This is a genomic window from Mangrovitalea sediminis (assembly GCF_002514725.1).
In the GTDB taxonomy this organism is placed as follows: domain Bacteria; phylum Pseudomonadota; class Gammaproteobacteria; order Pseudomonadales; family Oleiphilaceae; genus Mangrovitalea; species Mangrovitalea sediminis.
This window is the reverse complement of sequence record NZ_NTLB01000003.1, coordinates 1-15,348: the sequence shown is the minus strand read 5'-3', so window position 1 is coordinate 15,348 and position 15,348 is coordinate 1. Positions and strand designations below refer to the sequence as shown.

17 protein-coding genes and 3 pseudogenes are annotated in these 15,348 nt (G+C 52.3%); 3 read left to right on the top strand and 17 right to left on the bottom strand.

The features are described from left to right. Window positions 1-135: 135 nt before the first annotated feature. Window positions 136-1,944 carry a hypothetical protein gene (locus tag CLR77_RS07000; protein ID WP_143269373.1) on the bottom strand — a complete coding sequence of 603 codons (1,809 nt, stop codon included), beginning with the start codon at window positions 1,942-1,944 and terminating at the stop codon, window positions 136-138. A 483-nt stretch (window positions 1,945-2,427) separates the two neighbouring features. Between CLR77_RS07000 and CLR77_RS06995 the strand changes: the two genes are divergently transcribed. Beyond that, window positions 2,428-2,871, top strand: a complete 444-nt coding sequence (locus CLR77_RS06995; protein WP_097459928.1) for a YtoQ family protein — start codon at window positions 2,428-2,430, stop codon at window positions 2,869-2,871. 495 nt (window positions 2,872-3,366) lie between these two features. On the opposite strand, the pseudogene CLR77_RS06990 reads toward CLR77_RS06995, so the two are convergent. From CLR77_RS06990 to alaE, 5 genes and pseudogenes are all read right to left on the bottom strand, one after another. After that, a pseudogene (locus CLR77_RS06990) lies at window positions 3,367-4,014 on the bottom strand (alpha/beta fold hydrolase); the annotation flags it as partial. Window positions 4,015-4,556: 542 nt separating this feature from the next. Beyond that, window positions 4,557-5,018: a YhfG family protein gene (locus CLR77_RS06985; protein WP_143269372.1), complete on the bottom strand. Its 462-nt coding sequence runs from the start codon at window positions 5,016-5,018 to the stop codon at window positions 4,557-4,559. 198 nt (window positions 5,019-5,216) lie between these two features. Then, entirely contained in the window at window positions 5,217-5,633 is a 417-nt protein-coding gene (locus CLR77_RS06980; RefSeq protein WP_097460457.1) for a VOC family protein, read from the bottom strand. Between the two features lie 84 nt (window positions 5,634-5,717). Further along, window positions 5,718-6,575: a class I SAM-dependent methyltransferase gene (locus tag CLR77_RS06975; RefSeq protein WP_097459925.1), complete on the bottom strand. Its 858-nt coding sequence runs from the start codon at window positions 6,573-6,575 to the stop codon at window positions 5,718-5,720. Between the two features lie 144 nt (window positions 6,576-6,719). Beyond that, window positions 6,720-7,133, bottom strand: a complete 414-nt coding sequence (gene alaE, locus CLR77_RS06970) for an L-alanine exporter AlaE (RefSeq protein ID WP_097459924.1) — start codon at window positions 7,131-7,133, stop codon at window positions 6,720-6,722. Between the two features lie 239 nt (window positions 7,134-7,372). On the opposite strand from alaE, the pseudogene CLR77_RS06965 reads away from it, so the two are divergent. Continuing rightward, window positions 7,373-7,621 (top strand): annotated as a pseudogene (locus CLR77_RS06965) (IS110 family transposase); the annotation flags it as partial. Between the two features lie 453 nt (window positions 7,622-8,074). On the opposite strand, the gene CLR77_RS06960 reads toward CLR77_RS06965, so the two are convergent. The 6 genes and pseudogenes from CLR77_RS06960 to CLR77_RS20590 form a co-directional block, all read right to left on the bottom strand. After that, a complete protein-coding gene (locus CLR77_RS06960) occupies window positions 8,075-8,620 on the bottom strand; it encodes an AAA family ATPase (protein ID WP_097459923.1) in 546 nt (181 codons plus the stop codon). A gap of 87 nt (window positions 8,621-8,707) precedes the next feature. Beyond that, window positions 8,708-9,082, bottom strand: a complete 375-nt coding sequence (locus tag CLR77_RS06955; RefSeq protein ID WP_097459922.1) for a putative quinol monooxygenase — start codon at window positions 9,080-9,082, stop codon at window positions 8,708-8,710. A 133-nt stretch (window positions 9,083-9,215) separates the two neighbouring features. Continuing rightward, complete coding sequence (locus CLR77_RS06950) at window positions 9,216-9,593, bottom strand: nuclear transport factor 2 family protein (protein ID WP_097459921.1); 378 nt, start codon at window positions 9,591-9,593, stop codon at window positions 9,216-9,218. A gap of 146 nt (window positions 9,594-9,739) precedes the next feature. Continuing rightward, complete coding sequence (locus CLR77_RS19990) at window positions 9,740-10,135, bottom strand: VOC family protein (protein WP_143269371.1); 396 nt, start codon at window positions 10,133-10,135, stop codon at window positions 9,740-9,742. An 87-nt stretch (window positions 10,136-10,222) separates the two neighbouring features. Beyond that, window positions 10,223-10,366, bottom strand: a pseudogene (locus CLR77_RS06945) (carboxymuconolactone decarboxylase family protein); the annotation flags it as partial. Window positions 10,367-10,557: 191 nt separating this feature from the next. After that, entirely contained in the window at window positions 10,558-10,863 is a 306-nt protein-coding gene (locus CLR77_RS20590) for an SCO4225 family membrane protein (protein WP_454786172.1), read from the bottom strand. Window positions 10,864-10,963: 100 nt separating this feature from the next. Here CLR77_RS20590 and CLR77_RS06940 point away from each other — a divergent pair, with 100 nt between their 5' ends. Next, window positions 10,964-11,989, top strand: coding sequence for an IS110 family RNA-guided transposase (locus tag CLR77_RS06940; protein ID WP_097459919.1), 1,026 nt, complete (start codon window positions 10,964-10,966; stop codon window positions 11,987-11,989). A gap of 365 nt (window positions 11,990-12,354) precedes the next feature. On the opposite strand, the gene CLR77_RS06935 is transcribed toward CLR77_RS06940, so the two are convergent. The 5 genes from CLR77_RS06935 to CLR77_RS06915 form a co-directional block, all read right to left on the bottom strand. Further along, complete coding sequence (locus CLR77_RS06935; protein WP_097459918.1) at window positions 12,355-12,672, bottom strand: hypothetical protein; 318 nt, start codon at window positions 12,670-12,672, stop codon at window positions 12,355-12,357. A gap of 115 nt (window positions 12,673-12,787) precedes the next feature. Further along, window positions 12,788-13,102, bottom strand: coding sequence for an HNH endonuclease (locus CLR77_RS06930; protein WP_097459917.1), 315 nt, complete (start codon window positions 13,100-13,102; stop codon window positions 12,788-12,790). 91 nt (window positions 13,103-13,193) lie between these two features. Then, on the bottom strand, window positions 13,194-13,883 hold the full coding sequence (locus CLR77_RS06925) for an Abi-alpha family protein (protein WP_097459916.1): 690 nt from the start codon (window positions 13,881-13,883) through the stop codon (window positions 13,194-13,196). Between the two features lie 96 nt (window positions 13,884-13,979). Continuing rightward, complete coding sequence (locus CLR77_RS06920) at window positions 13,980-14,582, bottom strand: hypothetical protein (protein ID WP_097459915.1); 603 nt, start codon at window positions 14,580-14,582, stop codon at window positions 13,980-13,982. Window positions 14,583-14,668: 86 nt separating this feature from the next. Further along, on the bottom strand, window positions 14,669-15,193 hold the full coding sequence (locus tag CLR77_RS06915) for a hypothetical protein (RefSeq protein WP_097459914.1): 525 nt from the start codon (window positions 15,191-15,193) through the stop codon (window positions 14,669-14,671). Between the last annotated feature and the right edge of the window lie 155 nt (window positions 15,194-15,348).

Genomic DNA, 15,348 nt, shown 5'->3' with positions numbered 1-15,348 from the left:
GAAAAGCGAAAGCCTGGCAGGCCCGGAACGGAGGCCACAGCCATCCGCCCCGGAGTCCACGGCGCACACAGTTGCCCTCTCCTGTCCGGGACAAGGGAAATCCGTGTACGCCGCTGCCAGCTGCCTCCTTTTTGGTTATTTCAATGTTGCGGTCAGATCAGACTCGATCGCGCTCTTTGCATTGTCATCAAACAGTACCGCTTTATACAGGCGCCCACCCGTATCCTGATACATGCCCACGTGTTCCCCTGTTGCATCACTGAAAAGCGCCGGCGTACCCTCGCCGTCAATGCGGGGATCATTCCACTCCACCGACTTGTAGTCGGCTGAACTGTCATTGAGCGATAGCAAGGTCAGTGCCGGCATGGTCGCAGTGGCCGCGACCGACTTGGCAGTCCCTATCTTGATCAGAACCGGCGTAGCGCCACTGTTATTCACCTGATAGAGGTTGCCGGAGCCGTCTTCAAAGATGCTGGTGCTGGCACCCTGGGTATCCGTTTTGACACCGATGTTCAACACCTGCCCACTGAGGCTTCCAATCGTCTTGGCACTTTGAGTCACCAATGGCGCGCAAGGCGAGGTGCCCCCCGTACAGGACAAGGACGTGGTATCGCTTCCGAGGACGCTCAAGACGGGTGACTGGGAATAGGCCCGCAGCACGTACAAGGCTGAATTATTGGGGAAAGCCGTTGTCGTGCCCAACGAGGTTTGCGGCCAGTCCTGGTCCAGATAGCGCTGCACCGTGGTGGCGATAGCTTTGCCATCCAGGGTGATCTTCGTGATAGCCACCTGGGCATTCAAGGCACTGGCAAAGGTGGCTGTTCCCGTCGTACTCCAGCTCAGCAGGGTCGCCTTAGGCTGGAAGGCCACCAGCTTGGCGGCACTGGAAGACCAGTAGTAGGTGGTATCGGCGGTACTGGCCGCGGACACCACATTGCCGCCCGCCTGGGTAAGATGCAGCGGCGCCAACGCTTCTGCAACGGCCGACTTGTCGCTGTTGACCGTTACCGTGACAGGCGCCTCTTTCAGCGTCAGCCCTGTCGCCGGACCGGAACCGTCAAAGCCGGTGTATTGGGTGGGGGAGTCGGGCTGTGTCGGCAAGGCGGTGTAGTCGATCACGGCACCCTGGAAATCCGGTTTTTCCGCTTCGGCATCGCTACTCGTGATGCCAACCTGAAGTCCCTGGGTTTGGTTTTCGATTTCCTGGTCCGTGCTTCCCGAGGGGATCGCTTTCAAGGTGCTGAGGTGGGTCAACGCATTTTGGTAGGCCGCCAACTCGACAGCGCCTTCTCCGTCATTGCTGATCACCGTTTGGCTGGTCTTTGCGACAGAACCGGATACCGTCGCCGCTATCGCCTTGGCCAGATCATGCGCTTCCTTGAACTTGGCCTGCGCCGTCGGATCGGTCTTGTCCGTTTCGCCCTTGACGTAATCGTCCTTGAGGAGACTGGCATCGGCGGTGGACCCAAAAACCTTCTGGGCGATATCCTGCTCGACGCTGGTGATCGACTGTTGAGAACTGGCGGAGATCAACCCCTGCTTCACCGCCTGCTGGAACACGAGAGAAGTAACGGGGTTGACATTCTTGTATCCGGCGGGCGCATACAGCGCATAGCCCCGGGAGACTGCGTTGCCCGTATCTTCATCGATGGTACTGCCGGCAATCGCCTTGACCAGTATTGGTGCATTTTTCTCTTGGGCGGGCGTGGCATCCAGGGACCACTGTCCACCTGAGCCCGTCGTCGTGGAGGGTTCAGTGGTGTCGCACACGCCGTTGAGGTTCTCATCCAGACAGACCGTGGCGCCAACCAGATAGCCATCAGCCGCGGTTCCCGTCAGTGAACTCATGACAGTCCCCACGGAGCCCCCTCCGCAGCCGGTTAGGGACAGCGTTGTTACGCTCATGGCGAGTAAGGTTTTTGCAGTAATGGAACTACGCCTCATGATTGAGATCTCCATAGCAAAGGAAGATGCCCGATACGAATCGAGCCTGGCCCTTGCTGGTTTAGCCCTCAAACCTTAAGCGAAAATGAAGATTACATGACTTTACAAAATAGTGTCGATTGCACCCAAATCATTTTGCATCAGTTTTCAATCAGGCCCACCTTCATTGCAAAAAAATACATATGATTCAATCATATGTAACAAAGTGTAATCGCCATTAGTGATGCATATCTGAGCGGTGAGGTCGCAAAAGAAAACGGTCTGGATAAGCAGAAGCGATTTGCCGGCGCCCCCTTGCTGTGTGCACTGAAACAAAAAGGGGGGCCACACCCGCCAACTTATGATGGCAAGGTTGCAGCGGCCTGTGGCGATTCAAGACCTACTTGCCAAAGAGGCATACCGCCTACCGCTCACGTATGATATCGCCTCACTCATTCGCGGTCGTATGACCAATCCTTTCCGATGACAACCGAGGAAACCTCCATGATCTGGACTGTATATCTATCTGGCGAAATCCATACTGACTGGCGTGAGCAGATTCAGGCCGGAGCAGAAGCAGCCGACCTGCCGGTGGAATTCACTGCGCCGGTCACCGATCACGAGGCCAGCGATGCTGCCGGCGACCTATTGGGCAAGCCGGAGGTACCCTTTTGGCGGGATCACCAGTCGTCCAAGGTGAACGGCATTCGTACCAAGACCATGCTGGAGCAGTGCGATCTGGCCGTGATCCGGTTCGGAGACAAGTACAAGCAGTGGAATGCGGCCTTCGATGCCGGCTACTGTGCGGCGATGGGCACGCCCTATATCACACTCCACAATGACGATATCGTCCACCCGCTGAAGGAAGTCGACTCCGCGGCCATGGCCTGGGCACAGACGCCGGAGCAGGTTGTTGCGATATTGAAATACGTCACGACAGCACAGTAAGAACGTTGCGCGACAAGGAACGAGGATAAGGACTCCCCCTTCACCACTTGCGGGTGTCGTACCCCCCGATTGACAGAGGGGAGTCCAGCATCGAGAGCTGGTCAGGCGTTTTTCTCAAGGCTCAACGCGGAGCTTTGCGGCTACGCTGACTGCCGCTCGTGATTGTGGCCCGCGATTCAAGACCACGTTAACACTTAAAAAAGAGAGGCAGCACTGAACTAGCGCTACCCCCTTTATAGATTAAAAAAATTGCGGAGATCCCGGTCAGCTACTTAACAGGTACTGACCTGCCCCTTACCGGGGGCTTTCGTCCTTAGGACGCGATCCACCATCTGCATCGCCTTGAACCGGAGGTTGGTCTCGCAGCACCACTGGATCTGCCGGCTGGAGGTGATGCCCTTGGGGCAGGCAAACAGGATGATATATTGCTACGTGCGACCGCCCCTTAAGAAACTGCAGAGCTGTAGAGGTAAACGGAACGGTTGGATCAAAAATAGGTACATGATCGCCCCCTGGGATAACCCATAGCTCAGCATTTGGTACGTAACGGTAAATATCCACAGAAATTTCAACTGGAAAGAAGCGATCGCGATCGCCATGAATAACGAGCGTGCGAGCCGAAATGGTTGACAGGTCTTGCTCGGAGAAATTCATATCATCATAGTTGTCGTGAAACGCGTTGAACTGCGTGATGAGTTGATGAATCTGTGCGTCACCACGTTTTGCGCACTCTCGATACATCTCTCTCACTTCTGGCGGCATGGTTTCAAACGACGCATTTCGCATTATCTCCCTTGCCTGTTTGGGGAAATGCGACGTCGCACTGACCAATACCATTAAATCTATGCGCTGGGGTTGGCTGGTTGCCATGTGAAGCAGAGTCATCCCGCCGGAACTCATGCCCATGGCGGAGAAGTGGTCAATGCCCAGTTTATCGAGCAACAGGAAGATGTCGCGAGCTGCTTGCCGGTGTGTAAATTCGTTATTTGGATTGGTTGAGTAGCCATGACCTCGTAGATCTACTACGAGCAATCGATAGTCCTTGGAGAGCTCAGTGGTAAAGGGACGCCAGTTCTGTGCGCTGCCGCCAAACCCATGCAAGAGCACAAGCGGTTTCCCAACTCCATACTCCTCGTAGTACATCTCAATGTCGTTGATTTGAACGGTATGCCCGCAAGGACTTGCCATCAGCGTTCCTCTCAAATACACACCGAGGGAAAGCGGTCCCGTTGACCGCCTTGTTGTGCATCATTTTACGCCCAGAACTCCCGAACACATTTGAACTGCAGCGCCAATACCTTGAAGTCCGGAACAATCGCCCGCAATAGCTTTCTCGATTTCTACCATTGCCGGAGTTATCGCGTTTATTCCTTCTTGGGGAGGATGACGGTTCACTTCCAAATACGCATGGTTAAAGTCGCCATCCCCCTGCCAGTTTTTACTGGAAGAGCAATTTCCATTCAGATTTTTATATTGGTAAATGACGTAAATAAGTCGCTCTGACTTCTGCAATCCACCTAATGACAATTTCCGCCTACAGGCTTCTTTCTGCGCTTGGTCATCAACATTCCTTTGGCACAGCTGGGAAGTGTCTGCAGTAACGGGGTGAAGCCCGCTTGTTCGTTAATGTGCCTGTAACCTCATAACAGTAGCGATCATTAACTGGATACTATTTATCCTTAAAACTACCGTCTATGCCGTTCTAGCACACTTTCCAAAGAGGTGTTCTTATCCGGCAGATCGACATCTATACCTTCAAGCTTGGAGCTATCCTTAAATTTTTTTGACTTTGTTTTTTCATAATACGCATAAGGATCGAATGGTTCTGAACAAAAAACAACAATAATCAGATTTAATTTTCTAGTTAACTCCTCCCAACCTTTTGCCGTAACATGAATACCAAGCGTGTTTGAAACATAATTCTTTGATTCCTCAAAAGACCTTACCTTATCTTTCTTGAGTATAAGGCTTTTATTATTGATAACGGATTCTTTGAGCACATGGATTTTATGAAAAAGTGACTTCCAGCCTTTTACACCAAGTTTGTTATCAATTTCTTTTTCAAGGCAGTTTTTGATTTCGAGATAGGACCCTAATTCCCTTAATTCGTCTAAACTTGATGCAACTAATACATTGCTTGCTTTCATATCAACCAACATTTTGGCTAGGATTCTGTTGTAATTTTACCCTCTTTGCTGGGGACGGACGTATCGGATCTGGCAATGCATAACGCCAAAATAAGCCGCCGGTTGGAGCGCCAGCGAAATCCGGTCGCGGTGCAGCCGATTGTCAAAGTCTGCCGAGCCAATGACCTGCGGCCATCGGCCGCGTACTGATTCGGTTTGTTATGCAGGCTCATCTGAGGGCCCGACCCAAAACAACGGATTGTGCGCTATTTCCCAGAGATAACCGTCCGGATCAGCAAAGTACCCTGCGTATCCACCCCACTCTGTTTTCTGAGCTGGTTTGGTCACAACGGCACCGGCTGATTCAGCCTGGGCCATAACTTGATCAACCTCCTGCTCAGACCCCACATTGTGGGCCAGGCTGAACCCTGAGAATCCGCTTGATTCCCCAGAGACTGACGCATCTCCAGCCAGCGCTTCGCGACCATATAATCCTAGCCAAGTACCATTCAACGTAAAGAACGCCACTTCGGGTGGAGAATCCATTCGCGGAAGCCCGAGGCCCTGCTCGTAAAACACTACCGAGCGCTGCAGGTCACTTACACCTAAAGTGATCATGCTAATTCGTGGTTTCATGATTGCTCCCTGCATAACGCTGAGCTCAGCCGACGACAGCCCGCGTAGCGGGATGGCGGTCGGCTGCAGCGATTTGTTGGGCATTCAAGCCGTTGCCACCAGCAATTCCTCGGAATTATTTGGTGGACGCAAACCATCCGTTCTGCCAGAGAAGTAGCGCTCTGCCAGAGCAGCAGCCGACACATGTTGCACCTTCTTGAAACCCGCCGCGCGGGCAAGCGCCATTATTTCGTCTGGCTTGAAGAAGCTGATCCAAGGCGTGCCGCTGGCGCGCGCGCCTTCCGCGGCACGTTCAACCCCAATGCGTATTCCAGGATCCAGCATTTCAATTGGACACAGGAACGACATGACAAATGTAGAGCCTGAAGCGAACGCTGAAATCTGGCGTAAGGTTGCTACGATTGCATCTTTGCTCAGATACATACTTACCCCGGTGGATGTTACGACTGCGGGGCGCTTTGCGTCGAAGCCTGATGCAACCAGCCGTTCGAGCCAGTTGTCTCCGGCCTCGAAGTCCACCGGCACGAGCTTGAGGTGATCAGCGACACCAAAGCCGGTAGCCAAAAGGCGCTGGCGCTTCCACTCTTGCGATTCCGGTTGATCCAGCTCGAAGATGCGTAGTTGGGACGCGAGTTCGGGCTTGCGTTGTGCAAACGAATCCAAGCCTGCGCCGAGAAGAACATACTGACCGATGCCGCGCGAAACTTGCTCTTCGACCAAGTCTTCGATAAACCGGGCTCGGGCCAGAATGGCTGCACGGAACGGCTTAGTAAACGAGCTCATATCTGGGCGGCTACGCCAATCATCATCCGGCGCAACCAGCTTCAGGCCAACTTCATCTTCAAATACGTGAGGCGACGCATCCATCTGTACATGCAGCGCCCGCCATAGCGCAGTGCGAACGGCTGTATTGTCTGGTTTTGCGGTGTGTTCGTCTTGCATGAACCCCTCTCTTGATGCCCAACGCCGAAGCTCAGTTGCCGCCGGAGCAGGCGAAGCCTACGGAGGGAACCCAAAGCGCGGCAGCGCTTTGGGCGGTCAACTGCAGCGCCTTGTTGGGCTTTGCATGGATTCGAACGGTTTCCGCTAATTTGGATTCACACCAAACAATTTTCTACAACCGCTCAAAAATATACCATACGGCCTTCCGGAAATGATGAGGAATATCACGATGGCCCCTCCGGCTTTTAACGCCTGCTCTATCGTTGCGTCATTTATAAAAAGTAAAATTAAATACAAGGTAAGTTGAAAAGAAAAGTTTGCAAATGTATCTATTATTGCCGCTTTGAAATTTCCATTTTTATCCCTGCTCAGAAGTCTGAACAGCCAGTCTCTATAAAGCCCGTATGGCCTACCGGCAAATAATATGATGGGTATCGCTGCAACGCGAATCCGCATCGACTGGCTGACTGATAACCCCGCGATTACAATTTCTATAAAAGCCCCACACACGGTGGAGAATACAATCATCGCAAAGGTGTCTGCGAGATACCGCTTCACTGTTCCGACAACTCCACCGTAGTAAATGTTTCCTATGCACGTGCGGTAACCACATCGTTTCTTTTAGTTAGCCTGCACCGTATGGGCATACCCGCTATCGAAGGGTCGATCTTCCGCATACGGCCCAACGCCTAAGCTCAGCCGCCGGCCGACCGCGCAGCAGTTGGACGGTCGGCTGGAGCGCCTTGATACTGATTGAGCCTTCTCCCTAGCCCGGCGGTTTCTCGTTAAGCTAGATGACCGCCGGCAAAACCTACGGCACTCAAGGCAACAAAATAGGTAACGCCCATCTGAAATGGGCGTTCTCTGAAGCCGCTGTACTTTATCTACGCGGCAATGAAAAAGCCCAGCGCTATCTACAAAAACTCCAGAAGCGCATGAGCAAAGCCAAAGCCTTATCCGCACTCGCCCACAAACTGGGCCGTGCGGCCTACTTCATGTTGCAACAGCAGAAGGTGTTTGATGAACAACGGTTCTTGAAGGGTTAGCACGCCACGGGGTGAGCCTATCGTCTAACTGGATCATACAGCAGGGCGAAAGAACGTCGGGAGTCTGCTTACTGGCACAGAATGCCGATCCGATGTTATGTCCACCAGGTGAAGCCAGTCGCTTTGATTAGCCACCTCGTGGGCGTGCCTTAATACCATGAGCCAGTGCGCTTACACCGGTTCCGAGCCTGAAACTAACTGGAGCCTTGCAGCCCGTCGTTTGAATAGCGCCGGTGACCGGTTAACCGATGAATGTCTGGTGCCCCTGACGAACCGACGGAACGACCGATCAGGCAGCGGTGAAGAACCGCAATAAGAGAGCCCCTATATGTGTTTGCTGTAAGTGCCTGACAGCCCTATTTGACTCACGAAGTAGTCGCTCTCGCTCATGGATTTAGGTTGGCCGCCAACGCGGCCAAAAAAATCACTATTGCCTATTGATCGAGAGAAGGCTCATATGTGTTGGGCGCCAGCCGCGACTTGCGCGAGCACGAATGCCACTCGCTCTTGAACCGATGCCTTTGGAAGAATACAAGCTTCATAGCCTGCTTGGGTGTAGGCCGAAACAGTGCGCTCGTAGGATGCGGCTGTTTTGCTGAAGCTGTGCTCCCGTTCGTGATCTTGCACATAAATCTCGGGCCAGGGCTCCGCTACAAAAACCATATTAGCGTAGCGGTATCTTATTGCCACTGTTTCGCACTGCGTCTCGCCACAGCCTGCAAATCGCAACCATTCTGGAATACCGCGATCGAAAAACACGGGCGGGTCAAGAGCATTGGCACTCGTGTAATCCTTAAGGCTCCGTGCCAACACAGCTTCCATAAATGCTGCCCGATCTGTAGAGGGAAGAGCTCCGACACGGCGATCTCTGAGCTCTCGCAAGACGGCTAAACCAGCCTCTGGAACCGTGGAGTAACCGAGTTCACTCAATGCAGCGATTAGGGTTGATTTGCCCGCTCCTGATGCGCCAGTTATCACGTATAAATGTTGATTGCTCATAGTGCTTGCACTGGTGCCTAACGTTTGACATAAGGGACATCGCAAGGGGCGTGGAGCGGCCCTTGCGATGTCCCCTTGATGGCAGGGTTAGGCCTTGCTGCTGCGGCGAATCCCTTCTTCGAGCGCGAAGAACTGTGGATTCCTCGCTGCCATCGGGCCGCGAAGCTTATCGATCTCCGCTTCGGGCGCATGGACCTCGAACCTGATGATCCTCGCGATTTTCAGCGCTTCGTCAAGCAATTCAGCAACGTTCTCACGATGTGCGAGCAGTGCGGCGGCATCTACGTATCCCTCGCGACAGTGGGCGACGTTACCGCTGAAGGAGAAGGCGTAGTGCATGCAACCGGGCTCCGTGCGAGTCTTGGCGACGAGCTTCAGCGCCAGAGCTTTGAAAGCGTCAAGTTGACCGTCTTGGATCTCGAAGTACGGTACCAAGGTGCAGCAAGTGTCAGGCATAAACATTCATGTCTCCTATGGTTCTCTCGGGCGATGTCTCGTATAAATTCTGCACGCAGTGAGTCACACCGTTTGCCAGAGAGGCAATGATGAGGCGCTGCAGTTGCCGAATGGCCCTCTCGAGGCCTGTCGCTCTGTGTTAGGCAATTAATGTTCCCTGATGAAAAACAATCTGCCATACACCATCGCTATGACGCCAGATTGTTGAGCGTTGGCTTAACCGTCCGGATTGATCTAACTGATAGGTCGCCAAGTAAAGATTTGACGAAAGTTCCTGGCACGCGAAATCTGTTAACAAAAAAGACTCTGCGACAGGTTTGGAATACCTTTGCTCTAGTGTGTCAAGAACAAAAGACCTGCTATATCTTCTACCGGAAGCACCTATCTCCCAAAATTCGGGTGCCATCATTGCTTCGAAATCAGCACGGAAAATGCCGAATACAGGGCGATGAAAGATAGGCTCTCTTGCAGCGAGAGCTTCAGTTGCTTGCTCAATCGAAAGTTCAGAGTTGTTCATACCTAAATTCCAATTCTAAGTGCGGCAGCCAATACCTAGGAACATCCGCCTAACGCTGCGCTGAACAGTCGAACCTCAGCGAGGTTGCTAGGCCTGACATTCGAGCCACCACCAAGGAGCGAAGCGACTGATGCCGAAATGACTTATTATATGTTTGCCTTTCCAGTATGTGTTCCGATCCACCAAAAATTGCCTTGCGGGTCTTTAACTCCAGCGCTTCGATCTCCATACGCTTGATTTGTTGGCTCCGATATTGATGTGGCTCCCGATGCTAATGCTCTTTCGTATACCTCATCAACAGATTTCACGTAAACATGTATCGACGAAATTACTGATAAGCCTTGATTTGGACGCTCACCTAACATAATAACTGAATCATCAATTTTTATTTCAGCATGTTTCACTGAATTATTAGGTCCATCAATTTTACACAGCAGCTTGGCATTAAATGTTTCTAACAAAAACTCTAATTCTTGCGCCACGCTTTCAACTAAAAGATATGGTGATACCGCATTATGACCATCAGGAGTATATGAACTCATTTTTTAACCTCCATTCTCTGACTTCCAGTTTCAAATGCAACACATGGGACTCTTGGCTAAAGCTTTGGCATCCCATAGGCCAGTTATTTATGCCTTTATTAGCCCTCTGGAAATAAAGACATCTTTAGCGACAAATATACCGTTTAATGCAGCAGGAAAGCCAGCGTAAACAGCCATTTGCAAAATCACTTCGACTATCTCATCTGGCTTACAACCGACATTGAGTGCGCCAATCCCTACATCGGTTCATCTCATCCATTATCATTCTGAGCAGAAAATCGGAATATTGGATATTGTATTTTTCTTCGCCGTACATTCAGGCCCCCTTTGCATAACGCCGAAAATAAGCGGCCGCCTTGTAGCGCAGCGGAAAGGCGGTCCGGTGGAGGGCCATCAGGCCCGGAACGTACTTGATTGATTTGTTAGGCACCACTGCGCTCCCTCGGCCTGAGCCTTGAGGCAAAATAGAGCACGAGGGCCTGAAACATTCCGCAAGCTGTTGTCCATGAAAGTTGAACGAATGGCTGTGAAAAAAATGCCGGCCAATGCTCGTAAAGCAGATCAAGAGTTTTAGAAGTTGGCAACGAGACAATAACCAGCAGGAGACCAGGAAGCATATGCTCCCGCCCTGAGTGAAGTAACGTTACGTCTGTGTACCACGCCCACAAAGCGGCGAGGCCAACTATAACGGCATATGCCAGAGCCAATACCTTGGTGACGTTTCTCATTGCTGCCTAACGAATGATATGGACTCCCCCTGCTCCCACGGCATCCATTGTGCCACATTGAAGGTGTCGTAAGTCTTCAATTGAAAGAGGGGGAGTCCAGATGAATGTTACAACCATCGGCATCGACCTGGCGAAGAATGTGTTCAGTATTCATGGCGTTAATCATCACGGCAAGGTCGTGGTTCGCAAACGGCTCACCCGAGCCAAACTCTTGCCCTTCATCGCACAGCTTCCACCCTGCCTGATCGGCATGGAAGCCTGTTCCGGCGCACACCATTGGGCTCGGGAAATGACAACTCTCGGCCATCAGGTCCGCATTATCGCACCCCGTTTCGTCGCCCCTTATCGCAAGAGCAGCAAGAACGACGACAACGATGCCGAAGCCATCTGCGAGGCAGTCGGTCGCCCCAACATGCGCTTTGTACCCATCAAGACCGCCGAGCAGCAGGCTGTGCTGTGCCTGCATCGCATTCGCCGTGGTCTCATCAAAGAACGCACCGCGCAAATAAATCAGATCCGCGGGCTGCTCGCCGAGTTCGGACTCATCATGCCGCAAGGTCGCTATGCCGCTCGCCACCACATCCCGGAAATCCTGGAAGACGGCGAGAACGGGTTACCCATGCTCACCCGGCGCTTACTTCACGATATCAATGCACGCATTCGCCAACTCGACAACGAGATCCTGACCTACGACCGCGAGATCGAAGCCATGGCTCGACGCGACGATCAAGCAAAACGCCTGATGGCCGTGCCAGGTATCGGCCCGCAGACCGCCACAGCCATCCTTGCCAGTGCGCCAGATCCCACTCAGTTCAAAAGCGGTCGTCACTTCGCCGCCTGGCTTGGCCTGGTGCCGCGACAATATTCCACCGGTGGCAAGGTTCGACTGGGGCGCATCACCAAGCGAGGCGACAAGTACCTGCGAACGTTATTAATCCACGGCACCCGCGCCGTGATCGCGGGACTGGCCGATAAAAACGACGCGCTTAGCAACTGGGCACGAGACCTGGTGGAACGACGCGGCTACAAGCGCGCGGCCGTGGCGTTGGCCGCCAAGAATGCCCGCATCATATGGGCGCTGCTAATGCATCAAACCGACTTTAGAAACCAACCCGTGGAGGTCTAAACGAGCAACAGCGACGGGCGAACCCCGCCCGCCTACCGAGTCTTGCAACGGCAAGCGATGAGGAAACGGTCAGACCGAGAGTGATGAAGCCTGTTTAGCTCTGCGGCTCGCGAAAGCCGACTAACGAATAAGGCCATCACTCACACGCATCATCATCCTGGCCCGGGCAAAAGTGCCCACACAGAGGCCGAATGTAGAACTGCAGTCTTAAACCGCTTCCAAATCAAATGACGTTGCTTGACCGCAGAGGGAGTCCATGTAGCGGAGTTCAGCGGCAGCCTTGGCGGAGCGAAGCGGAGTCAAGGCTGTCCGGTGGAGGCCCGCAGGGCCGGAACGAACTGGAACGACTTGTTAAAGTTGTACAGTCAGCCTCCCTGTGATTCCGGGAAAAGCACCTGGATAGCTCTTTGATCCCCAACTAGCAAACCTAAATCCTCTCCGAAAATAGGCTTGTCACACGGGGAGGCCGAGAAACGTTCAGCCAGCTCTCTCGCTGCTGGTGAAAAGTAAGCCGTCACTACGTCCGCATGACGGTCATAGTGCGAAAAAACCGCCATTTCTACTGGGCTGCCCTTGGCGGCGAACACTGGGAGAAATGCCTCCATGATATTATTCGATGGCTCTTGGGCCACCATCCCGTTACCCAGTTCTTTTGCATACCAGCTCAAAATTGATTCCTCCATGACCTTTAACGCCAATGTTCAGCGGCCGGTTTGGAGGCGCTTCTGCGCCGGAAAACCGGTCCGGTGGAGGCCCGCCAGGGCCGGAACGAACTGCAACTACTTGTTAAGCAATGTGCTATAGGCCACGCTCGATGGCCCGCTTTACAACCGGAGCTACAGTTTCCTGGGTAATGCCACGGTCGCGACAGTATTTTGTTTGCAGCCATGCTGAAAGCTGCTTTTGCCCCTTACTAGCGTTGCACCCTCGACAGCAGAGAGCGATATTTTCTCTCGTGATGATGCTGGCATCATTGATTATATGCTCCCAGCTCGCTGCAGATTTTGTAGAAACTTTCGCGGAGGTGAACCCTTTGCCGCAATAAACACACACCTTGTCTCTTTCCCGGACTTCTTTTTCCAACCAGCCGGGAATATTCCAGTTATTCGCCATTCTGTGTGCTTACCTCTTTACTGCTTAACGCTTGCGTAACCGGTTGCTTTTGGAGCGCCAGCGGAAAAAGCAATCCGCGTTGACGCATTTGTTATGCAATACTTGTGGCATCGAGAAGCTGAAGCCCGAAATGGGACAGCCTGAAGTTAGATTTCGGATTATTTACGCGAAACCCAGAATACCCACGATCTAAACATTCTATATTGTTTTCCCACGAATCGATTATGCATCCGTACCTTGCCAAAGTTTGCAATGAAATTTTTGTTTCTTCTTCAGGGGAACTAAGGGCCTCTGAAATTGCATATGCATTGATAGGAGTACTCAGCGGCAACTGGTATTCCTTGTCACGACCGATAACGGCAAGATATTGGAGTATTTTTGCGTCAAGCGGCTCAAAACCTCGCAGGGTTTCGATGAAAATCTTTTTTACATTAAGCGATCGGCTTGTATCTGTAGCATTTGCGATTAAACCAGCCCACATATTCTGAATGGTTTCTTCGCTTTCGAGTGAGGCGGCCTCAAGTATAGGCAAAGCATATTGCTCGGGAATAGGCCTTCCAAGAGATCTGCGCTCTTCGTGCACAGCCTCAACCTTATCCATGATTTTCAGAAAATTCTTGTAGCGAAAGTAACGAGCCCAGTCTGCTAGTGCCCCACCAAACTGAATTAGCGAATCACCAAAAATCTTGCCAAAGAACCGGCCTCCTTCCGTTGCCGAATCAATGGCTTTTCCTGTTGCCTTGGCTATTTCCTGGGCAGCCTTGGCTTCTTCGTCAAGCATTTAAATCTCCAATTGACTCGCATAACGCCAAGGTAACGGGCCGCTTTGGAGCAGAGCCAAAGGCGGCGCGGAAAAGCGGTCCCGTTGACCGCTTGGTTAGCCAACTTTCCCCAGGTGAGCCTCTGCATATTTATACCAACCTTGCAGCAGCCTTTGGCGTTCATCAAATTCCTTCGCGGTCTTCAAAGCATGATAGGTCTTAATGTATTCCGACCGAAGCCGACGGGCTCCCTTCATTTCGTATTCCGTATTCAGCCAAGACAATGTTTCTGAGGGAATGTCGGCAAGCCAATCTTCAACCTCGAAAAGATAATCTTCTTGATCACGGTTCGATGAATGCCACATGTCGATTTCTCTAATTGGCTTACCAACCAAATTCGGAATCATATAAAGGTTGCTTAACATTGCCACTTGGAAGCGATACCTAGCTTCTTCTTCGGTGCCAGATTTATGCGCAGCCAACGCCCAGCAGAGCAGAAATACCGGCTCGCCCACATCGCCTGGAAACTCGGATTCGAACCACGAGAAATATTCCCACGCTTTATCTAGCTCACCCGCCAACACAAAATATATGCCGGCCAGATATCGCTTACCGCCACCATCGCTGATAGTTCCAAATTTCTCTTGCTCTTTGCGTAGCTCGCGCCTGTTTCGGTTGGCACGATCACGATACCGCTTCTGTTTGTCTGTACTCATCATTTCCTGTGGCTAACGCGAAGGTAACCGGGCGCTTTGGAGCGCCAGCGGAAAAGCGGTCCGGTTGACCGCCTTGTTGGGCACGAGAATCAATGTTTGCCCTCACGCGCCTGCATGAGGGCTCGTTGGTCAGCCCTAAGCTGCTCACGACCATGACAATCGACTGCTAATGAATCTTGGTACTTTTGGGCAAATTTACCAACTTGATTCTGAAGCTTGTGAACTGTGACGAGCCGAGCTTCTAAAGCAGCCTGTGAAAAACCCGTGCAGTCTATGTCCAGTACCGTCGACCCAGCTACGAGTTCGCGGGCCTCTGCTATGTCAGCCTCCCACTGAGAAATCCATTCTTCAGTGGCGCCCGAGCCGAATTTGCCTTGGGCTGCGGCGAGCCTTGTGTAAGAGGTCTTTGCTCGTTCAAGAAGCGGAATGAGATCCTGAATGTCAGACTGCAAAGTGCCTTCCATTCGGCGTAGCTCAAGGCGGAGATCTAGGGCTTTCAATTCCTTTGTACGTCGAAGCGCAATGCACGCAGTGATAGCGCCCGCAACGCCAGCGACTGCACCGATGATTCCGGTGATTGCGCCCGTATAAGCAAGCCAATCTGGTTCTGGCATTTCGACCTCAGCAACGAGATGAGAAGTTCAACGCCCAACGCCAGAGCGCACCGGCGCACTTTAGTGCGTCCGCGTGACGCGACTTGTTAACTGGGATTAGGCACATAGCCCTCAAACTCCAACCCGAGGCTACGCGACAGTTTGTTAGAGACCTC